General features: G+C 32.8%; 22 protein-coding genes. 1 reads left to right on the plus strand and 21 read right to left on the minus strand.

All coding sequences use genetic code 11. The features are described 5' to 3' along the window. Positions 1 to 1,149 (minus strand): CCA tRNA nucleotidyltransferase, encoded by a 1,149-nt coding sequence (locus B5X49_RS03425; RefSeq protein ID WP_045749760.1) that lies wholly within the window; start codon positions 1,147 to 1,149, stop codon positions 1 to 3. Between the two features lie 101 nt (positions 1,150 to 1,250). Here B5X49_RS03425 and B5X49_RS03430 point away from each other — a divergent pair, with 101 nt between their 5' ends. Next, positions 1,251 to 1,853, plus strand: a complete 603-nt coding sequence (locus B5X49_RS03430; protein WP_052670125.1) for an IMPACT family protein — start codon at positions 1,251 to 1,253, stop codon at positions 1,851 to 1,853. Here the strand turns inward: B5X49_RS03430 and B5X49_RS03435 are convergent. The 20 genes from B5X49_RS03435 to fusA all read right to left on the minus strand — a co-directional run bounded on the left by B5X49_RS03435 (position 1,836) and on the right by fusA (position 20,460). Continuing rightward, the gene (locus B5X49_RS03435; protein ID WP_045749761.1) at positions 1,836 to 2,051 is read right to left on the minus strand and encodes a DUF1146 family protein; all 216 of its coding nucleotides are present in this window, start codon (positions 2,049 to 2,051) and stop codon (positions 1,836 to 1,838) included. The two genes, B5X49_RS03430 and B5X49_RS03435, sit on opposite strands and share 18 nt — an antisense overlap. Beyond that, positions 2,051 to 2,677, minus strand: coding sequence for a uracil phosphoribosyltransferase (gene upp / locus B5X49_RS03440; RefSeq protein WP_045749762.1), 627 nt, complete (start codon positions 2,675 to 2,677; stop codon positions 2,051 to 2,053). Before upp ends, B5X49_RS03435 begins: the two co-directional genes overlap by 1 nt. After that, entirely contained in the window at positions 2,674 to 3,120 is a 447-nt protein-coding gene (gene rpiB, locus B5X49_RS03445; protein ID WP_045749763.1) for a ribose 5-phosphate isomerase B, read from the minus strand. Before rpiB ends, upp begins: the two co-directional genes overlap by 4 nt. Before the next feature lie 209 nt (positions 3,121 to 3,329). Then, entirely contained in the window at positions 3,330 to 5,150 is a 1,821-nt protein-coding gene (gene typA / locus B5X49_RS03450) for a translational GTPase TypA (protein ID WP_045749764.1), read from the minus strand. Positions 5,151 to 5,219: 69 nt separating this feature from the next. Further along, on the minus strand, positions 5,220 to 5,765 hold the full coding sequence (locus tag B5X49_RS03455; protein ID WP_045749765.1) for an L-threonylcarbamoyladenylate synthase: 546 nt from the start codon (positions 5,763 to 5,765) through the stop codon (positions 5,220 to 5,222). Next, the gene (prmC, locus tag B5X49_RS03460) at positions 5,762 to 6,610 is read right to left on the minus strand and encodes a peptide chain release factor N(5)-glutamine methyltransferase (RefSeq protein WP_045749766.1); all 849 of its coding nucleotides are present in this window, start codon (positions 6,608 to 6,610) and stop codon (positions 5,762 to 5,764) included. The genes B5X49_RS03455 and prmC overlap by 4 nt, the downstream gene beginning before the upstream one ends. Beyond that, positions 6,607 to 7,671: a peptide chain release factor 1 gene (gene prfA / locus B5X49_RS03465; protein WP_045749767.1), complete on the minus strand. Its 1,065-nt coding sequence runs from the start codon at positions 7,669 to 7,671 to the stop codon at positions 6,607 to 6,609. The genes prmC and prfA overlap by 4 nt, the downstream gene beginning before the upstream one ends. Positions 7,672 to 7,685: 14 nt before the next feature. Then, on the minus strand, positions 7,686 to 8,252 hold the full coding sequence (locus B5X49_RS03470) for a chromate transporter (protein WP_045749768.1): 567 nt from the start codon (positions 8,250 to 8,252) through the stop codon (positions 7,686 to 7,688). Next, positions 8,233 to 8,805: a chromate transporter gene (locus B5X49_RS03475; protein WP_045749769.1), complete on the minus strand. Its 573-nt coding sequence runs from the start codon at positions 8,803 to 8,805 to the stop codon at positions 8,233 to 8,235. The genes B5X49_RS03470 and B5X49_RS03475 overlap by 20 nt, the downstream gene beginning before the upstream one ends. Before the next feature lie 190 nt (positions 8,806 to 8,995). Then, positions 8,996 to 10,345, minus strand: a complete 1,350-nt coding sequence (gene dnaB / locus B5X49_RS03480; RefSeq protein WP_045749770.1) for a replicative DNA helicase — start codon at positions 10,343 to 10,345, stop codon at positions 8,996 to 8,998. A 1-nt stretch (position 10,346) separates the two neighbouring features. Further along, positions 10,347 to 12,806 (minus strand): 50S ribosomal protein L9, encoded by a 2,460-nt coding sequence (rplI, locus tag B5X49_RS03485; RefSeq protein WP_052670126.1) that lies wholly within the window; start codon positions 12,804 to 12,806, stop codon positions 10,347 to 10,349. A 92-nt stretch (positions 12,807 to 12,898) separates the two neighbouring features. Next, positions 12,899 to 13,138, minus strand: a complete 240-nt coding sequence (rpsR, locus tag B5X49_RS03490; RefSeq protein WP_045749771.1) for a 30S ribosomal protein S18 — start codon at positions 13,136 to 13,138, stop codon at positions 12,899 to 12,901. Between the two features lie 14 nt (positions 13,139 to 13,152). Next, entirely contained in the window at positions 13,153 to 13,581 is a 429-nt protein-coding gene (gene ssb, locus B5X49_RS03495) for a single-stranded DNA-binding protein (protein ID WP_045749772.1), read from the minus strand. 2 nt (positions 13,582 to 13,583) lie between these two features. Next, the gene (gene rpsF / locus B5X49_RS03500) at positions 13,584 to 13,871 is read right to left on the minus strand and encodes a 30S ribosomal protein S6 (RefSeq protein ID WP_045749773.1); all 288 of its coding nucleotides are present in this window, start codon (positions 13,869 to 13,871) and stop codon (positions 13,584 to 13,586) included. A 106-nt stretch (positions 13,872 to 13,977) separates the two neighbouring features. Next, positions 13,978 to 14,427 (minus strand): CinA family protein, encoded by a 450-nt coding sequence (locus B5X49_RS03505; protein ID WP_045749774.1) that lies wholly within the window; start codon positions 14,425 to 14,427, stop codon positions 13,978 to 13,980. 1 nt (position 14,428) lies between these two features. Next, complete coding sequence (locus B5X49_RS03510) at positions 14,429 to 15,517, minus strand: S1C family serine protease (RefSeq protein ID WP_045749775.1); 1,089 nt, start codon at positions 15,515 to 15,517, stop codon at positions 14,429 to 14,431. Continuing rightward, complete coding sequence (locus tag B5X49_RS03515; protein ID WP_079560655.1) at positions 15,514 to 16,269, minus strand: hypothetical protein; 756 nt, start codon at positions 16,267 to 16,269, stop codon at positions 15,514 to 15,516. Before B5X49_RS03515 ends, B5X49_RS03510 begins: the two co-directional genes overlap by 4 nt. A 1-nt stretch (position 16,270) precedes the next feature. Beyond that, positions 16,271 to 17,026 (minus strand): TatD family hydrolase, encoded by a 756-nt coding sequence (locus B5X49_RS03520; protein ID WP_045749777.1) that lies wholly within the window; start codon positions 17,024 to 17,026, stop codon positions 16,271 to 16,273. A gap of 90 nt (positions 17,027 to 17,116) precedes the next feature. Then, positions 17,117 to 18,301: an elongation factor Tu gene (tuf, locus tag B5X49_RS03525; protein ID WP_045749778.1), complete on the minus strand. Its 1,185-nt coding sequence runs from the start codon at positions 18,299 to 18,301 to the stop codon at positions 17,117 to 17,119. Positions 18,302 to 18,387: 86 nt separating this feature from the next. Then, complete coding sequence (gene fusA, locus B5X49_RS03530) at positions 18,388 to 20,460, minus strand: elongation factor G (protein WP_045749779.1); 2,073 nt, start codon at positions 20,458 to 20,460, stop codon at positions 18,388 to 18,390. Positions 20,461 to 20,463 lie beyond the last annotated feature (3 nt).

Consider the following 20,463-nt stretch of genomic DNA (forward strand, 5'->3'; position numbering starts at 1 on the left):
TCATACCTTCTTACTTTCTAAATACTTTATAAGGTCTTCTTTAGTATTTTTTAATCTTTTTCCTAGTATTTCAAGAACCATTTCTTTTTTTAACTGACCAAACCAAGCACCAGGTTTTTTATTTAGAACATTTAATATATCGTTGGATGTAAGAGCTAAATCCAGTTCAGATTTTACAGGTAATGATTCATAAGTTTCCGTAATCTTTTTGGACAAGTATTTTACTTTACCTAAGTTGAAATTAACTTTGTTTGCTAAAAGACAAATCTCTAAACCATATTGATAGAGTGCTTCATCTGGTATATGGTTCGGGTACTTTAATGCAACTTCACTTGCTTTTAAATATTTATGTTTATGGACATTTGAGAAAGTCCATGAACTTGGAATCACACCTTGATTTAAAGTAAATGCCATTGCAAAAAACGTATCAACAAATGGCATCTCAGGAAGTGTTACTGTATGTAAGATTCCTTTTTCAAGACCAGGTAACATTTGATGTATACCAGTGTCAATCATTGTTTGTAGTGCTTTTTTAGCATGTTTACCTTTAAGAATTTTAATCATTTCAGTATGAACACGTTCCATTGCTAACATTTCAATTAGATGTCTATTTCTTTCCATCGAACGCTTCGTTTCTTCTTCAATGACAAATCCTAATTTGGATTCAAAATATAAAGCTCTTAATATTCTTAATGCATCTTCATTAAAACGTTCATCCGGATTACCTATGGTACGAATGATTCCGTGATGAATATCATCTTGACCACCTACATAGTCATAGATGTTTTGTCTTTCATCCATTAAAATACCATTAATCGTAAAATCTCTTCTTAAAACATCATCTTTAACATCATCGGAATATATCACAGAATCTGGGTGTCTAAAGTCTGTTGTTGGACCATCTTTTCTAAATGTTGTAATTTCAAATGGAACATTATCATATAAAACAGTTACCGTACCGTATTTAATACCACTTGGAACTGCTTTAAATAATTTCATAACTTCAAATGGTTTTGCTTTTGTTGTAATATCGATATCATTGAATTTTTGTTTCATTAAAAAATCACGAACTACGCCACCTACTAGATATGCATCATATCCGTTTCTTTTTAAATCTCTAATAATATTCTTTGCTATACTTAAACTCATGACATCGCCTCTTCTATTTTAAAAACATAATCTATATCTAACATATTATATCAAATTATATGATTTTCTAAAAGGTTACCACGAATTATGTTATACTTTTTATGGGTGATTACATGTATTATTTAAATGAATTGGTACAATCTCAAATAGAAATTGATAAATCTATTTTTATATCTTTTATAGAACCTATTCATTCTTTATCAGATATGGATGTTATTTTAAAAAGAATCAAAAAAGAATACCCTAAAGCGACACACTATTGTACTGCTTATGTGTTTGAAAACTCTCAAGGTTCTAATGATGATGGTGAACCCAGCAAAACAGCGGGTGTTCCAATACTTGAGATTCTTAACCATCATCAATTAACGAATTGTTTTGCAGTCGTTGTAAGATACTTTGGTGGTATTAAGCTTGGTGCCGGTGGATTAATCCGTGCATATGCTAAAGCAACCAAAGAAGCGCTAAATGATGCCAAACTCTCTAAAAAGGTCACTAAAACCATTTATGAAGTCGTATTTACTTATGAAAAAATTGCTAAAATTGATCAGCTTTTTGAATCCCTTATTACCGATAAAGTCTATTTAGAGGATTGTATCTATGAGTTATCCTTTGAAGATGACTTCTCCCTTTTAGAAACTCATGAATACTTATTTAAAAAAATACAAAAAAAAGGAACTAAAGAAGTTTTAGTTCCCTGGAAATAATTCTATTATATCTAATATAAACTTACCCAATAAATAACTGGTTAATATCGTTAGAATTAAGTATGCCGCATTGATTTCAAAGATGCGGTATTTTTTAAATATTCTTTCAAGCTCGATGGCTTGAAGTGTTTTAAATGTTACAAAGAATGAACTTAAGAATACAATCCAAAATATAATATATTTGGTCACGTCATTCATTATTTTGTACCAAAGAGTCTATCTCCACAATCTCCAAGACCTGGAACTATATACCCTAACTCATTTAATCTTTCATCCAGTGCTGCTAAGAATATAGGTACATCAGGGTGATCTTTTTGAAGTCTTTCAATACCTTCTGGACATCCAACTAACCCAACATATCTAACATCTGTTGCTCCACGCTCTTTAAGTGTTTTGATTGCAGCAGAGGCAGAACCACCTGTTGCAAGCATCGGGTCTACAACAATGACAACACCTGTTGTAATTTCATTTGGAAATTTAGCATAGTATGCAACGGGTTGTAGTGTTTTTTCATCTCTATATAAACCAATATGTCCGATTTTAGCACTTGGTATGATATTATGAATACCATCCACCATACCTAATCCAGCTCTTAAAATAGGTACAATAATGACTGGTTTTTTTAATTCTTTAGCTGTCATTTTTTGAATCGGTGTTTCGATTTCTTTATCAACAGTTTCTAAATCTTTGGTGAGTTCGTAGGTTATTAAAGCACCAACTTCTCCAACATTTTCTCTAAAATTTTTAGATGATGTGTTCTTGTCTCTAATGATTGACATCTTATGATCAATTAATGGGTGATTTAATATAACTACTTTATTCATCGTTTGTTTTCCTCTTCTAGTTTAGCAATTTTTGATACTCTTGTTTCATGTCTAGATTCGTGATGCGCATTTAAATATGTATCAACAATCAGTTTTGCTTCTCCAAGTGATTGTGTTCTAGCACCTAATGCAATTACATTTGCGTGATTATGCTCTTTAGCAAGTCTTGCTGTTAATTCATTATAGACTAATGCAGCTCTGATACCTCTTACCTTGTTTGCAGCAATACTCATTCCAATACCAGTTCCACAAACCAAAATTCCGCAATCAACGGTTTTTGATGCAACATTCATTGAAACAATACGTGCATAATCTGGATAATCCACTCTGTCAACAGAATCTGTTCCATAATCAACAACTTCATGTCCTTTTTTTGTTAAATATTCAACTAATTCAGATTTTAAATCAAATCCTGCATGGTCAGCACCAATTACAATTTTCATCTTCTACAGTCTCCTTTTCTAAAATTATACCATTTATAGGGTTGATAAGTAAGCATTACATAACAAAAAGATTATAAATTTTACATCGTAGAAAGATTCTTACATATTTAAAATCTTTAAGTTCATGATTCATTTCAATTCAATCTTCTTTAAATAAAATGGAAGTATAAACATCCATATATGATGTTTAAAATCTTCCATTTTTAATATTAAGCTTTTAAATTTTCTTTAACTGTTTGACGTTTACGTTCTTGTACAGTTAAGTAACGTTTTCTTAAACGAATTGATTTAGGTGTGATTTCAATTAACTCATCATCATTGATAAAATCCATACAAGCCTCTAAACTCATATCAATCGGACGTTTTAATACAGTTGTTGAATCCTTACCTGCACTACGCATGTTTGTTAATTTCTTTTCTTCAATACAGTTAATGACCAAGTCATTATCTTTATTATGAATACCTACAATCATTCCTTCATAGACTTGAACACGAGGTTCAACAAAGAATTGTCCTCTATCTTCTAAATGACCAATCGCATATGCTGTTGTTAAACCTTGGCTCATAGAAATTAATGCACCATTTTCTCTATTACCCACTGGTAATTGAATCATTGGTCTATAATCTAAGAACATATGAGATAAAACACCATATCCTTTAGTAGCAGTTAGGAACTGAGTCATTAAACCAATTAAACCACGTGATGGCATATGATAGATTAATCTGGATTCATGTACACCTTGAATCATTTTAATCATTTCACCACGGCGGTTACCGAGTAATTCCATTACAGAACCTACATAATCATTAGGTGTATCTACTTGAACTTCTTCAAATGGTTCAAGTGTTTGTCCATCGACTTCCTTAAAAATAACTTTAGGACGTGATACTGCAAACTCAAAACCTTCTCTTCTCATGGATTCAATTAAAATACCCAAATGAAGTTCTCCACGACCAGAAACCATCCATGTTTCTGAACCACTTGAACGATCTACCTTTAAAGATACATCCTTTTGAACTTCTCTATAAAGTCTTTCATCAATCTTACTTGCTGTAACGAATTTACCTTCTTTACCAGCAAGTGGTGAGTTATTCGTTAAAAACATCATTTGAACAGTTGGTTCATCAATATGTAGTAAAGGTAATTGATATGTTTGACCAACCTCAGTAATGGTATCTCCAACATGAATGTCTGCTAACCCAGCAATTGCAACAATATCGCCTGCATAAGCTTCATCTGTTTCAATTTTGTTTAATCCATTATATCTAAATAATTTTTGAATTCTAAAGTTTTCAACAGATTTGTCATGTCTGATACAAGATACAAAAGAATTAACTTTTAATGTACCTTGGAACACTTTACCAATACCCATTCTTCCAACATACTCGTTATAATCGATTAATGCTGGTTGGAATAATAATGGTCCATTTAATTCCACATTCGGTTTTGGAACATGGTTAATGATTGTATCCAGTAATGGCTTCATATTTTTAGCCGTTGAAAACTCGATATCAAAACTAGATAAACCTAATAAACCAGATGCATAAACAATAGGAAACTCGAGTTGTTCTTCTGTAGCACCTAAATCAATAAACAAGTCAAACACTTGATTAACTGTTTTTCTAGGGTCTGCAAAAGGTCGATCGATTTTGTTAATAACAACAATCGGTTTTAACTTTTCTTCTAATGCTTTTCTTAAAACGAACTTCGTTTGAGGCATAACCCCATCCTTAGCATCGACTAAAAGTAAAACACCATCCACAAGTTTCATAATACGTTCAACTTCTCCACCAAAATCCGCGTGACCTGGTGTGTCCATAATATTAATACGATAATCTCCGTATTGAATAGAGGTTGCTTTTGCTAAAATTGTAATTCCTCTTTCACGTTCGATATCATTGTTATCCATTGCACGCTCTTGCATGCTTTGGTTTTCTCTAAACGTTTCTGATTGTTGTAATAATTTGTCAACTAAAGTAGTTTTACCATGGTCAACGTGTGCAATAATTGCGACATTTCTAATTTCCATATTTTTATCATCCTTTTTTAAGCCTTTATCATTTTATCATAATTCCTTTTATTTCCCTAAAAAAAAGTCCTACTTTCGTAGAACTTGTTGAATATCGTCTAAAGTTATTTCTCCTAAGCGTATAATAGCAGGTTCTTCTTGGGTTAAATCAAGAACGGTTGATGAGACTGTGGAAATTTTTTCATGATTCACATAAACTTTATCCACTTGATTTCCAAAAACTTTAACAATAGATTCATAATCATTCATAGGTGCTTCATTTGAATAATTCACCGATGTTGTTTTAAGTGGTCCATATTGATGGATTAAATTTATTGCTGTTGGATGGTTAGGAACTCTAACAGCAATCGTTTTTTCACCTGATTCTAATGCATATGCTTCTTTACTTTTTAAAATCATTGTAAGTCCACCTGGCCAAAATTTAGATGCTAGCTTATATGCACTTTCATGAATATATGCATCCTCTTTGATTTGATCTAGGTCGCTAATTAGTATGGCTAGAGGCTTATTAAAGTCTCTACCCTTTATCTCATAAATTCTTTTAATGCCTACTTTATTTTTATAAGATGTTCCCATCCCATAAACTGTATCTGTAGGAAATATAATTACATTCATTTAAGTACACCACCTATGCCAACAAATGTCATACGATCTCTTTGTTGTAAATCCTTCTTTTGAATAATGACTGCATCCGTAAAATATTTTTCAACTAAAGCTTTAATATTTTCACTTTGATACATACTATGTTCAAATGCAATCAAAGCCTTATCCTTCATATAATTTTTTGCTTGACTTAAAACGATTTCATAAGGTTTTAAACCGTCTGTACCACCAAATAGTGCAATATGTGGTTCATTTAAAACAGTGCGTTCTACGGCCTCATTTTGTGGTATGTAAGGCGGATTAGCAACGATGATATCATAAGTTTTTTGAACATTTGAAAACCAATCTGATATGAAGAACTCAACATTTCCACCAAGCACTTGATTATTCTTTCTAGCAACCTCTAATGCCTCTTCTGAAATATCTGTTGCATCCACAGATGCATCTTTAGTTTCAAGTGATAATGTAACAGAAATGTTTCCACTTCCTGTTCCAAGGTCTAGTATATCCACATTTTGATCATTAAAATATGTATCATAAATCATGAGGACTTCTTCAACCAACTCTTCAGTTTCTCTTCTTGGAATTAAAACTTGATTATTAACAATATATTTATATCCGTAAAAGTATGAAAAACCTAAAATATGTTGAACAGGGATTTCTTCTTGATGATATTGATTAAATGCATCCTCAATCTTTTTTTCTAGACTCAAACTGACTTCTTGATTCATGTTTAAGTAAAATTCGGATGCTTGCATCTCGCTTAACTCCATAATCATCCAAGAAACTGCATGTTCATCTAATTGATATTTATGTGCTAATTTCTCATATTTTTTCAGTAACTCTTGGAGTTTCAACTTTGTTCACCCTTTAAAGCTTCCTTTTGGAATTCATTAATCAGTGGTTCAATAATTAAATCAATTCGACCTTCCATAATGACATCCAAACGATTCAGAGTTAAACCAATTCTATGGTCTGTTACTCTATTTTGTGGATAGTTATACGTACGAATTTTTTCACTACGTTCACCACGTCCAACTAAAGCTTTTCTATTTTGTCCTTCTTTTTCTAATTGCTCTTGCATGATTTGATCATAAATTCTAGATACTAATAATTTATATGCACGGTCTTTATTATCGTGTTGTGAACGTTCCTCTTGTGATGTTACAACAACACCTGTTGGTATATGTGTTAATCTTACTGCAGAATACGTGGTATTAACAGATTGTCCACCTGCACCGGATGAATTATATGTGTCAAATCGAATATCTTCCCATTTGACATCATATTCAATCTCATCTTGTTCAGGTAATGCAAGTACAACAGCTGTTGAGGTATGAATACGTCCTTGAGATTCTGTAAGTGGTACTCTTTGTACACGGTGTACACCAGATTCATATTTTAAGAAACTATACACATTTTCACCGGATACAACAAACTCAATACCTGTAAAACCACCACTACTACCATGAGAGATATTTGTAACACTAATTTTCCATCCTTTAGCTTCTGCTAATTTAGAGTACATTCTAAATAAATCTCCAGCAAAGATGTTTGCCTCATCACCACCTGCAGCACCTTTAATTTCAATAATAACGTTCTTATCATCATTTGGGTCTTTAGGTAACAATAAAATTCTTAACTTTTCAATTAATTCATCTTTTTTAACTTCTAACTTATTTAACTCATTTTTAGCTTCTTCAAGAAGTGTTGGGTCATCTTCAATATCAATCATTTCATTAAGATCATCAAGTTCTTTTGAAACAGATTCATAGATATCAAATGTTTCTACAGTTTCTTCTAAACCTTTAGATTCTTTCATTAACTTAGTAAGTTCTTTAATATCAGAAATACCTGATGAAAGTTTCTCTTGAAGTTTTAAATAATTTTCTTTAATTAATTTTAGTCTATCAAACATATATGTACCTCTTTTTATAAGATGGAATAAAAGATGAGTCCAAGAATTCCTGAAATAACAATTAATATAATTGGGCTCACCTTTTTAAAGATGAGTGAAAGTGTGAGTGCAACGAAGAATATACCTAAGCCAATATAATCAATTTCAATCTCTGTTGAATGTAAGAGTCCCTTGAAATTCGCTTCTAAAAACACTTGTAATCCTGCAGAAAGTATGAGCCCTATGGTTAGTGGATTAATCCAGTTTAATGCAGATCGAACAGGCTTGGACTTTAATATTTTAGCACTAAAATATGCAATTAGTAAAATAATAATAAATGATGGCAGTGCAACACCTAAGGTTGCAAGAATAGATCCCAAGAACCCATATGAATTATACCCCACAAATGTTGCAATATTGATTGCGAAAGGTCCGGGAGTGGACTCTGCAATACCGATGAATTGATCGACTTGCTGAATGGTTAAATATCCGTTAGAAACAATCTCCGTACGAATGAGTGGAATCATTGCATATCCACCACCAAATGTGAAAATACCTATTTTAAAGAATATGAAGAATAGTTTAAGGAGTTCTAGTATCATCTTTAATGACTCCTTTAAAAACATATCCAAATACAATTGCTGAAATTGCAGTTAATATGAGCAGGTAAATAATTGAAAACTCAGGGAAGAAGAAAGATATTACAAACCCTAAGATCATTAACACGATATTTGTAAATGATAGTCCTGCTTGTTTCGTTAAACGAAACCATGCATTAAAAATTAACACAGATACACCTGCATTAATACCTTTTAAAACATTTTGAATATACATATTTTCATTAAATGCAACTAAGAAAATAGAAATCAGAATAATAATTGTCATGGATGGTAATACAACACCTAATGTTGCGAGTACTGAACCCCAAAACTTCTTATGTTGATAACCAATAAATGTTGCGCCATTGATTGCAAATGGTCCTGGTGTGGACTGGCTTATTGCAACCAAATCAAGCATTGTTTTTTCATCGATCCATTTCTTATTTTCAACCACTTCTTTTTCCATCACACGAATCATTGCATACCCTCCACCAAACGTGAAGAGACCAATTTTAAAAAATGTGATAAAAATATCTAAATATGGGTTTTTAATCATAAATACACCCTTCCTGATGCCATAATGCTTGACTATTTTACCATAAACCGACTCTTTTTGGTATATTTTTTGAAAGATAATCTCGTCTTTATATATTGAGATAACTTGACTCTATGAATAAAATAAAAGGAGGTATTTTGATACACAATATGTGTCTTAAATACCTCCTTTAAAAGTTCATGCATATGGATTAGTTTTGAGACTCATCCACTGAGGATTGTTCTTGGAATCTGGAGTACTGTGGTGAGAATATAAATTTAATATCCCCAATTTGACCTTGTCTATTTTTTCGAACCAATAACTCAGTATGTCCAGATTGTTCACCTTCTTGTTTCGGATTAAAGTATTCATCACGGTGAATAAACATAACAATATCGGCATCCTGTTCGATCGAACCAGATTCTCTTAAATGTGCAAGTGTAGGTTTTTTATCTGCACTCTTTTCGACGTCTCTGGATAATTGAGATAATGCAACCACAGGAATTTTTAATTCTCTTGCCATTTGTTTTAAAGCTCTAGATATTTTTGAAACTTCTTCTTGTCTATTCGATCCTTTATTCATATCTGCTTGAATCAGTTGTAAGTAATCAATAACGACCAAATCTAGTTTACCTTCTTGTGATAGACGGCGACATTTCGCACGAATTTCATTAATATTGGATGATGATGAATCATCAAAAAATATTTGATACTCATTTAATATATCAGTGAATGTTTCAAAATTTCTCCACTCTTGTGGTGTTAAAAAACCTGTTCTTAATTTTGAGTTTTCAATATTAGACATACTAGAAATCATACGTGTAACAAGTTGTTCATTACTCATTTCAAGTGAGAATATTGCAACACCTGCTTTACCGTTTTTATTTTTAGTCGCACAGTTTAAAGCTAGATTCATCGCAAAAGCACTCTTACCTACAGCAGGTCTTGCTGCAATAATAATAAGTTCTTCAGGTTGAAAACCATTTGTAAATTTATCCAGTGTTGTAAATCCTGTCTTTAAACCAGTCACATCGCCTTTATTGTTATGTAGATGATGCATCTTTTCTCGAACTTCTTGAACAATTTCAGGAATAGGTTTAAATGCACCTACTTTTCTTCTTTGAGACAAACTTAAAACAGCAGTTTCAACAGCATCTAAATACTCAGCCGATTCAATATCACTTGTAAGTCCTTTAGTTGCAAGTTCCTGAGTAATTTTAATGACATCTCTTTTTAAGGATAAGTCTTTAACAATTTCAATATAAGTATCAATATGAGAAACAGATACTGTATATTCAGATAACTCTAAAATATAGGTCAAACCACCGACTGTATCTAATTGACCTTTATGTTCTAAGGTTGATTTAACAGAAGTCAAATCAATATCTTTACGACTATTAAAAAGATCCTTCATCGCTTGATAAATTACTGCATGTTGACTTAAGAAAAAATCAGACTCATGAATTTGATCAAAGATATTTGGAGCGGTTCTACTATCTAGAAATATTGCTCCTAATACTGATTTTTCAGCATCAACAGCATTTGGAATACGACTGGCCATATTAATCTCTTCTTTCAATAATATTGACTTCAAATGTTGCTTTAATACCTTTATCTAAAGATACTACAACAGGATATATACCTGCTGATGTAATATCTGTTTGTAATTCTAGTTTTTTCTTATCAATAGCTATATGGTGTTTTTGTTCAAACGCTTCAACAATTTGTTTAGAAGTAATAGAACCAAAACGTTTACCATCTTGACCTACTTGAATGGTTAATGTTACAGATTTACCTTCAATTTCAGATGCAATCTTTTTCATTAAAGCAATCAACTTTTCTTCTTCTTTACGAAGTTCTTCTTTTTGTTTTTCAAGTTGTTTTAAGTTTTCTTCAGTTGCTTGTAGTGCTTGTTTTGCAGAAATTAAATAATTTGCATATCCTCCTGCAACTTCAATAATTTGGTCTTTCTTACCCTTACCCTTCACATCTTCTAATAATATAACTTTCATAGGTGTATTGTCTCCTCCGTACTCTAACTCTAATATATGTTTTAATTGCTTGTATGCATCTTCTACTGTTACATCTTTAATCTGGGTTGCAGCACTGTTTAAGTGACCACCACCACCCATTTCTTCCATAATCACTTGTACGTTAATCCCGCCGTAACTTCTTGCTGAAATACCAACAAGATGATCACTTAAATTAACAATTGTAAATGCTGCATCGATATCTTTAACTTCTAATAATGCTTGTGATACTTGAGCAATAAATGCTCTATCTTCATAAATTTGGTTGGTTTTAACGATTGCGAATCGGTCTAAATATACTTCAATACCACTTAATAAATTGTTTTGTGAAATGATTCTGTTTAAATCACTTCTTAGCCAAGTTTTAACCATGATGGTATCTGCACCAAAGTCTTTTAACTTAGATGCAACCTCAAATGTACGTGCATTGGTTCGGTATGTAAATGTATTGGTATCTACAATGAGTCCTGCATACATGATGGATGCTTCTAGTGGATCAATTAAAACTTCTCTTGGATAAAAACTTAGGAGTTCCATTAAGAGTTCTACTGTTGATGAACTACCTGGATCAATAAACGTAAAGTCTCCATCAATAGAGTTTTCATTTCCTCGGTGATGGTCAATAATAGCTGTTTTTAGGTTTAAACTCAAGAGTTCACGGCTATGAACAATGTCTGAGTTTTGAGTGTCTAAAATGACTAATAAAGTATCTTTGGTTGCTTTATTTAAAGCAGACTCTGTGGTGATCACATGTTTTAATGCCTGACTCTTATTTTGTTTTAAAATCTTATAAACATCACTTGTTGTTGGGTCTAGTTTCTCTTCATCTATAATTAAATAACTTGCAACATCCGGAGATGATAAACTCATCTTTAAGGTTGCAATCATCGATCCAAAGGAGTCTAAATCTGTTTGGTCATGACCCATAATAAAGACTTGATCCGCATGATCAAATAAATCTTTAATCGTTTGAGCAGACTGTCTCGCATTAACTCGACTTGATTTAGAAATGGATTCTAGTTTCGCACCGAAATAAGCAATTTTTTGATGTTGAATATTTACAACCGCCTGATCCCCTCCGCGTTTTTCAGCAAGTTCAATCGCATTTTGTGCATAATCTGATAACTCATCATAATCTAAATCCCAAGATGCAATCCCTATAGAGATTGTAACTCGAATATTATATTTTAAAGAAATATCTCTAATACGTTCTAAAATATCAAAACGTTTACTCATCATTTCTTCTAATTTTTTTCTTTTAACTAACATGACCATACGGTTATCACCATACGGTTTTAAATATCCATTATAATTTTCTACCCAATCTGCAATGGTGGATAAATATTCACCCTTAATACTCGATTGTTCTGAAATATCAAAGTTCGCCATATTATCTTCGAAGTTATCTAAGTTCATAATACCAATTGCAGGTAAATGACTGATATATTCTTCTTTAGCTTTTTCACGGCTAGATACATCAAATAAATATAAAACCTTTAATTCTTGTTTATAAATGACTTCAAATTTATGGTCTTTAACTGAAATAGTTACAGGGTCCTTAGGGTTCGTCTTAATAAATTCAGCCATGCTTTCAGAAATTTCAGAAACTTGCTTATCGACAAGTTTTGTTTCAAATATCTTTTTAGCATAGTTATTGACCCATTTTATCTCAAGTTGATCATCATCTAAGATTAAAATACCAATAGGTAGTTCATGGAATGCATCGTCTCCTACTTGATTGACTCTAGGACTTAATTTGCTCCATCTTGCTAAACGGTTGGTTAAATTTTTAATTTGAGACTTATATTGTGATATTAAGACAAAAAGAATCATGCCAACGACAATGATTGAAAATGTGAATGTACCAAGGATTAAAATAAGTTCAATGCTTTCAATAGAATCTAGGAGATCGGTAAATAAATATAGGAAACAACCGATCCAAAAGATAACCCATAAGATGATCGAAGTAACAAGTAGATATATTCTTTTCATTAAACTACCTCACTTTATATAAAATTATATCATATAATCTAAGATTATAAATAAAAAGTTATCCCCATTATTTGGGGATAACTTATATCTAATTATTCTTTTACAAATGGTAATAATGCCATATGACGCGCACGTTTAATTGCTTGTGCTAAAGGTCTTTGCCATTTAGCTGAAGTACCTGTTACACGTCTTGGTAAGATTTTACCACGTTCTGTAATGAACTTCTTAAGTAAGTCTACGTCTTTAAAGTCAATATGAGTGAATTTGTTTGTTGTAAAGAAACATACTTTTTTACGTTTTCTAAATCCACCACGTCTTTGTTTATCTTGCATATTATTTATCCTTTCTAGAATGGTAAGTCATCGTCAGCAACCAATTTTTTAGATGTTTCAAAGAAATCATCTTGTGGTTCTGATGGACTACTGGTATCTTCATATCCTCTTCTAGTAGAAGCATCCTTAGATTCTAATAATTGTACAGAATCTGCAACAACTTCAGTAACATAAACTGTTCTGCCGTTGGTATCTTCATAATTTCTAGTTTGGATACGACCTTCAACGCCTAATAAAGCGCCTTTTCTAACATAATTTTTCATGAAATCTGCAGTTTGTCTCCATGCAACGCATTGAACAAAATCTGCTTCGTTTTCACCGTTAGCTGATTTAAAATTACGATTGACTGCGACAGTAAATTGCACAACAGAAATGCCACTTGTTGTGGATCTTGCATCTACGTCTTTTGTAATTCTTCCGATAAGAACTACTCTGTTAATCATAATTATTCACCTTCTTTAATTTCAATATGACGAATCACTGATTCAGTAATCTGAATAACACGTTTGTATTCAGCAATACCTTCTGGTGTAGTCTCAACTAACATCCAAACATAGTAACCTTTTCTATGCTTGTTGATTTCATATGCTAAATCTTTTAAACCGATTTCTTTTAAAGCTAAGATTGTGCCACCGTTGTTTGTTACAACGTTGTTTAAATCAGCAATCAAAGTCTTAAGCGCTTCTGGGTCTAATTGAGGATTAGCAATATACATGAGTTCATACTTTTTCATCTTTGTTTCCTCCTTTTGGTCTTCTTGGTCATTTCTGACAAGGATCTATTTTTTTATGCATTTTTACATGCTTTCCTATTATATCATGATGCATCTAAAAATTCAATTATTTTTTAATTAAAACCTTTAAGTTTTCAGTAATCAATTGAACTGTTTTTAAAATGTTTTCTTCACGTTTATCAGTGCTTTTAAATACAATATGTTTTGTTGTGATTGCATTGTTATAATAAATTGAGAAATAGGCTTCATTAGGCGATCTATCGCTGGCATAACCTGTAACAGATATTGAAATATCTCGGTTGGTTAATTGATGCATACGCTCTGCCATTTTTTGTGCAATATAATTTGATACAACCCCATAATTTTCGATATCCTTTAAAGGAATCTCTAAATACTTGGATTTAGATTCATTACTATAAAGAATAAATCCTTCTTGAAAAATAGAGGATGCGCCTTTATGTTTCACAAATTCATAAGCTAGTCTTCCACCTGTCATGGATTCAACAATTGCTATTTTTAAGTTTTTTTGAATTAATAACTCAATGAGTTCATTCATTTTATATTGTTATTTCAACCTCAATATTTTCAAAATTTCCCGTATCTGAATTCTTTCTGATAACTTCAAATGTATATACATTACCATATTGAATAGTCCCAAGTTCTCTTAATAAATCCTCAGTTGTCGTGATCGAACTGCCATTTACTTTTTTAATTAAATCGTATTGTAATAACTTACCATAACTTGATCTCGTACTTGAAGTGTCTGCAACGACAATACCGACTTCATTTCTTGGTACTTTATCAAATGGATCAAAACCAGCTGCACGTTCTCCGTAGGCTTCTTGATAATTAACAGTTGTAAATACTTCATATGGAAGTGTTTGAATGCCTAATCTTGGTTTGATGCTTTTTAGTAAACTCTTAATCACTTTAGCAATATGATTGACATGAATTGATTCACTCACCAAATAAACTGTTTCTTGATTAATAACTTCTACTCTTTGTGTATTCATACCAATGAATGTACCATCATAACTAAATAGTGGTCCACCTGAATTACCTGGATTAATATTTGCAGTATGCGTAATGAAGCGGTCACTTAAATCTGCTATGACACCTAAATTGGTTAATAGATTAAAGTTATCTTCATCGACTGGAGTTCCTAATCCAAAGACATATTGACCCTTCGTTAACTGTACATAAATATTTTTATCTTCTGATAATGGTAGTATATCAACTGTAGGATATACTTCTTGACTGATAAATCTAACCACTGCTACATCATCATAATCCCTAGGTGTTTCCGTAGGAATACCATAAATATCACCCATTTCTACGGTGTTTTTTGCAGTATGAACCTTAACATGGCTCATACGGTCAACAACGTGGAAATTGGTTAATACATAATACATATAAGACCCGTCTCCTAAATCTTCTTGTTCGAAGATGAGTCCACTACCTAAACCTAAATAAAATTCCATATCATAACCATGAAGTGCAACTGTACTTTCACTTAATAAGCTTACTAACTCATGGTAACTTGTTTCTGTTGGAACATCTCTGATTTCATGCTCTATCCGACCCACTGCACAACCTTGAATTAAGATGATGAGTAAGGCAAGAATCACCATACTTATCTTTTTCATAAGAAGGATTCCACGATTTCTATAACATGATTAATGAAGAGTGCTTCATTAATTAAGACCTCAGGACGACCTCCTGCAGTGGTTGAATATTTTACATTGATTCCAATTAATTCACCGGTTTCTTTTAAATAAAGTGGTGAACCTAATGTACCTTGATTTAAATTGGTTCCATGAATAATCATTTCACCTTGAATACCCATGATACTTGCTGGATTGGTAACAATATTATAATACGCATTGGATATCGGTGTTGCAATAGAGAAAATAGTTCTAGATTTTAAACTTAAAATATCTTCATCAAAACTCTTTAACTCAACAACTTCTAATGCTTTATTCGTTTGAAATGAAATCACTTTGATACTGGATTCATAGATAAGTGAATCCGGATTTAAAACATTACCTGTAACACTTTCCGTTGGACTTACAAAAACTGTAACTGTTAATGAATCTTTAACAGCATAATCAGATGTGAGGGCATAGTATGTTTGATTTAACTGTCCTGTTGTTTTTTTAACAACAACACCTGACGCTTTTCGATCTTCAAACGTACTATCAAACATACGTTGATTGCTAATAGCAACCGATGCATCATCTAATATATCAATCATCGCCATAAATTCAGCTTCAGCTAATGTTACCTCAGGCGCAAAAACTTCAGGTCTAACGGATTCTACATATTCATTAATTGCATCACATGCAACCAGTACGAATCCTAGTAATAAAACAAGTAATAAGGTTGTTATTTTTTTCATATTATGACTCCAATCTAAATAATTTATTAGCATTCTCATTTGTGATATCTTCTACAATTTTAGGATCTATTTGTTTGATTCTTGCAACTTCTTCTAAGATCAGATGCGTATATGCAGATTCATTTCTTTTACCTCTGTAAGGACTTGGAGATAAATAAGGTGAATCCGTTTCTAATAGGATATGTTTTAAATCAATATGTTCAACAATTTGTTTAATTTCAAGTGCTTTTTTAAAGGTGACAACACCAGAAATTCCAATATATAAACCTAACTCAATCACTTTTAATGCATCCTCTAATGTCGATGAAAATGAATGAAATACACCTTTAATTTGACCTTTATAAGGTTTTATCACTTCATATGCTTCATTAAATGAGGACCTTGTATGAATAATAATCGGTTTATTCAGTTGAATCGCTAATTCTATTTGTTTCTTAAATACTTCTTGTTGTAGCGCTAAGTTATCTTGTCGCCAGTATAAATCAATTCCTGTTTCTCCAATTGCAACAACTCTAGGATTTTTTGCAAGTTCATATAAATCATCTAATGATTCTTCATCAACTGAACAAGGATGTATCCCAACTGTTGGATAAAATATTGGATATTCTAAAGAAAGTTCCAATGCTTTTTGATTATGTTTTAAATCCATACCAACCAAAATAATCTTTTCTACTCCAACATTTTTAGCACGATGGATGACTTCATCTAAATCATTGATGTATTCGATCGTATTTAAGTGAGCATGTGTATCAATCATTGATCATTCACCATATCCTTATTGATAAATTATATCATATAACAAAAAGGACTTCTTAAAGAAGTCCTTCGAATTTGCTAAAATGTGAAATTATTCAAGAACTTTAACAACGGATCCTGATGCAACTGTTCTTCCACCTTCACGAATAGAGAACTTAGTTCCTTCTTCAAGTGCAATTGGGTGAATTAATTCAACAGTAACTTCAGCGTTATCACCTGGCATAACCATTTCAGTACCTTCACCTAAAGTGATGATACCTGTGATATCTGTTGTTCTAAAGTAGAATTGTGGGCGGTAGTTTGAGAAGAATGCTGTATGACGTCCACCTTCTTCTTTTGATAATACGTAGATTTGAGCAGTGAATTTAGAATGTGGTTTAACAGTAGCAGGTTTTGCTAATACTTGTCCACGTTCGATGTTTGCACGGTCGATACCACGTAATAAAGCACCAATATTATCCCCAGCTTCAGCTTGGTCTAATAATTTTCTAAACATTTCAACACCTGTTACAGTAGTTGTTTGAGTATCACGGATACCAACGATTTCAACTTGGTCACCAACTTTAACGATACCACGGTCTACACGTCCAGTAGCAACTGTACCACGACCTGTAATTGTGAATACGTCTTCAACTGGCATCATGAATGGTTTGTCAGTAGCACGAACTGGATTGTCGATATAAGTATCTACAGCTTCCATTAATTGTTCTACTCTAGCAACCCATTGAGGTTCACCATTTAAAGCACCTAAAGCTGATCCACGGATAACTGGAATGTCATCTCCTGGGAAATCATATTCTGAAAGTAATTCTCTTACTTCCATTTCAACTAAGTCAAGTAACTCTTCGTCATCAACTAAGTCAGATTTGTTTAAGAATACAACTAACTTTGGAACACCAACTTGGCGTGAAAGTAAGATGTGTTCACGAGTTTGAGGCATTGGACCATCTGCAGCAGAAACAACTAAGATAGCTCCGTCCATTTGCGCAGCACCAGTGATCATGTTTTTAACATAGTCAGCGTGTCCTGGGCAGTCTACGTGTGCGTAGTGTCTGATTAATGTTTCATACTCAACGTGTGACGCGTTAATTGTAATACCGCGTTCTTTTTCTTCAGGTGCAGCATCGATTTGACTATAGTCTCTCTTGTCAGCTAAACCTTTACCTGCTAATACAGAAGTAATAGCAGCAGTTAATGTAGTTTTTCCATGGTCAACGTGGCCAATAGTACCAATGTTAACATGGGGTTTTGTTCTGTTAAACTTTTGTTTTGCCATGACGCAAAATCCTCCTATAATTTATTATTTACATAATAATCTATTATTTTTTATTTTATCATATAACTAATTTTTTGTGAAGTGGATTAGTTAGAACCACGTTTTTTAATGATTTCTTCTTGAATGCTCTTAGGTACTCTTTCGTAATGATCAAATTGCATCACGAATACAGCACGTCCTTGAGTATTTGAACGAAGGCTTGTTGCATAACCAAACATTTCAGAAAGTGGTACGAATGCACGAATTGCAATCGCATTTCCTCTTCCTTCTTGGCTTTCTAAACGTCCACGACGGGAAGTTAAGTCACCAATAACGTTACCAACATAGTCATTTGGAGTTACTACTTCAACGTCCATGATTGGTTCTAAGATAACAGCTTGCGCTTTAGTCTTAGTTTCTTTTAACGCCATACTTGCTGCAATTTTGAATGCCATTTCAGATGAGTCAACATCATGGTATGAACCGAATTTTAATGTAGCTTTAATGTCTACGATAGGGAATCCAGCTAAAACACCACCACCTAATGCTTCTTCTAATCCTTTTTGAACGGATGGAATGTATTCTCTTGGAATAACACCACCAACAATTTTATCAACGAATTCAAATCCTTTACCAGGGTTTGGTTCGAAATCAATGACAACGTGTCCATATTGTCCACGTCCACCTGATTGACGAACAAACTTAGATTCAATTTCAGCAGGAACTGTAATTGTTTCTCTGTAAGATACTTGAGGTTCAGCAACGTTTGCTTCAACCTTAAATTCTCTTCTCATACGATCCACTAAGATATCTAAGTGTAATTCACCCATACCTGCAATAATCGTTTGACCTGTTTCAGTATTTGTATATGTTCTAAATGTTGGATCTTCTTCAGCTAATTTCGCTAAAGCTTGTCCCATCTTATCTTGGTCATTCTTAGTTTTTGGTTCAACTGCAACTTCAATAACTGGTTCAGGGAAGTTCATAGACTCTAAAATAATATCATCATTTTCAAGTGCTAATGTATTACCTGTAGTAGTAACTTTTAAACCAACTGCTGCTGCAATATCTCCTGCGTATACTTCATCAATTTCTTGACGGTTATTCGCATGCATTTGTAAGATACGTCCGAATCTTTCACGTGTATCTTTTGTTGTATTTTGTACATATGATCCACTCTTGATTGTACCAGAGTATACTCTAAAGAATGTTAACTTACCAACAAATGGGTCTGTCATAACTTTGAATGCTAATGCAGTGAATGGTTCACTGTCATCTGCATGACGAAGTACTTCAACACCTTCTGATGTATGTCCTACAACTGCAGGAATATCAAGTGGTGATGGTAAATAGTCAATAACTGCATCCAATACTTTTCTAACACCTTTGTTTTTAAAGCTTGATCCTGCTACAACTGGGAAGAATTCTACTTTTAAAACACCTGTACGGATTGCTTTTTTAAGTAATTCAACTGAAACTTCTTCGCCTTCTAAATAGATGTTCATTAAGTCATCATTATATTCAGCAACAGCTTCAATTAATTCAATTCTCATAGCTTTAGCTTGGTCAAGTAAGTGTGCAGGGATTTCAATTTCAGTTGTTGTCTCATCTGCATCACCTTGGTAGTGATAAGCTTTCATTGTAACTAAGTCAATTAAACCATTGAAATCATTTTCAGTTCCAATAGGTAATTGAATTGCGTTTGCTTTAACACCTAAACGGCTGTGTAAAGTTTTAATCGCATGTTTGAAATCTGCACCAATCTTGTCCATTTTATTAACATAAACAATTCTTGGTACTTTATATTCGGTAGCTTGTCTCCAAACAGTTTCTGTTTGAGGTTCTACCCCCGCTTGTGCATCAATTACAGTAACAGCTCCATCTAGAACTCTAAGTGATCTAGAAACTTCAACTGTGAAGTCGACGTGTCCTGGAGTGTCGATAATGTTTACTCTGTGTTCTTTCCAAACAGCAGTTGTAGCCGCAGAAGTAATTGTAATCCCGCGTTCTTGTTCTTGTTCCATCCAGTCCATTTGAGAAGCACCATCATGTGTTTCTCCAATCTTATGGATTTTACCAGTATGATAAAGAATACGTTCTGTAGTTGTTGTTTTACCAGCATCAATGTGAGCCATGATACCGATATTGCGAGTCATTTTTAATGAATATTGACGTGGCATAAT

It is taken from the genome of Acholeplasma oculi (genome assembly GCF_900166985.1).
GTDB classification, from domain to species: Bacteria; Bacillota_I; Bacilli_A; order Acholeplasmatales; family Acholeplasmataceae; genus Acholeplasma; species Acholeplasma oculi.

What these genes read in the sequence shown, in the direction of transcription:
- B5X49_RS03520 (WP_045749777.1), bottom strand. Translation starts at nt 17,026, where the DNA reads ATGATTGATACACATGCTCACTTAAATACGATCGAATACATCAATGAT.
- B5X49_RS03510 (WP_045749775.1), bottom strand. Translation starts at nt 15,517, where the DNA reads ATGAAAAAGATAAGTATGGTGATTCTTGCCTTACTCATCATCTTAATT.
- B5X49_RS03425 (WP_045749760.1), bottom strand. Translation starts at nt 1,149, where the DNA reads ATGAGTTTAAGTATAGCAAAGAATATTATTAGAGATTTAAAAAGAAAC.
- B5X49_RS03470 (WP_045749768.1), bottom strand. Translation starts at nt 8,252, where the DNA reads ATGATACTAGAACTCCTTAAACTATTCTTCATATTCTTTAAAATAGGT.
- typA (WP_045749764.1), bottom strand. Translation starts at nt 5,150, where the DNA reads ATGGAAATTAGAAATGTCGCAATTATTGCACACGTTGACCATGGTAAA.
- B5X49_RS03475 (WP_045749769.1), bottom strand. Translation starts at nt 8,805, where the DNA reads ATGATTAAAAACCCATATTTAGATATTTTTATCACATTTTTTAAAATT.
- B5X49_RS03515 (WP_079560655.1), bottom strand. Translation starts at nt 16,269, where the DNA reads ATGAAAAAAATAACAACCTTATTACTTGTTTTATTACTAGGATTCGTA.
- B5X49_RS03435 (WP_045749761.1), bottom strand. Translation starts at nt 2,051, where the DNA reads ATGAATGACGTGACCAAATATATTATATTTTGGATTGTATTCTTAAGT.
- rpsR (WP_045749771.1), bottom strand. Translation starts at nt 13,138, where the DNA reads ATGCAAGATAAACAAAGACGTGGTGGATTTAGAAAACGTAAAAAAGTA.
- tuf (WP_045749778.1), bottom strand. Translation starts at nt 18,301, where the DNA reads ATGGCAAAACAAAAGTTTAACAGAACAAAACCCCATGTTAACATTGGT.
- upp (WP_045749762.1), bottom strand. Translation starts at nt 2,677, where the DNA reads ATGAATAAAGTAGTTATATTAAATCACCCATTAATTGATCATAAGATG.
- fusA (WP_045749779.1), bottom strand. Translation starts at nt 20,460, where the DNA reads ATGCCACGTCAATATTCATTAAAAATGACTCGCAATATCGGTATCATG.
- rpsF (WP_045749773.1), bottom strand. Translation starts at nt 13,871, where the DNA reads ATGAAAAAGTATGAACTCATGTATATTGCTAATCCTCAATTAGACCCA.
- prfA (WP_045749767.1), bottom strand. Translation starts at nt 7,671, where the DNA reads ATGTTTGATAGACTAAAATTAATTAAAGAAAATTATTTAAAACTTCAA.
- B5X49_RS03430 (WP_052670125.1), top strand. Translation starts at nt 1,251, where the DNA reads ATGGGTGATTACATGTATTATTTAAATGAATTGGTACAATCTCAAATA.
- rpiB (WP_045749763.1), bottom strand. Translation starts at nt 3,120, where the DNA reads ATGAAAATTGTAATTGGTGCTGACCATGCAGGATTTGATTTAAAATCT.
- rplI (WP_052670126.1), bottom strand. Translation starts at nt 12,806, where the DNA reads ATGAAAAGAATATATCTACTTGTTACTTCGATCATCTTATGGGTTATC.
- ssb (WP_045749772.1), bottom strand. Translation starts at nt 13,581, where the DNA reads ATGATTAACAGAGTAGTTCTTATCGGAAGAATTACAAAAGACGTAGAT.
- B5X49_RS03455 (WP_045749765.1), bottom strand. Translation starts at nt 5,765, where the DNA reads ATGAATGTAATTATATTTCCTACAGATACAGTTTATGGGATGGGAACA.
- dnaB (WP_045749770.1), bottom strand. Translation starts at nt 10,345, where the DNA reads ATGGCCAGTCGTATTCCAAATGCTGTTGATGCTGAAAAATCAGTATTA.
- B5X49_RS03505 (WP_045749774.1), bottom strand. Translation starts at nt 14,427, where the DNA reads ATGAATGAACTCATTGAGTTATTAATTCAAAAAAACTTAAAAATAGCA.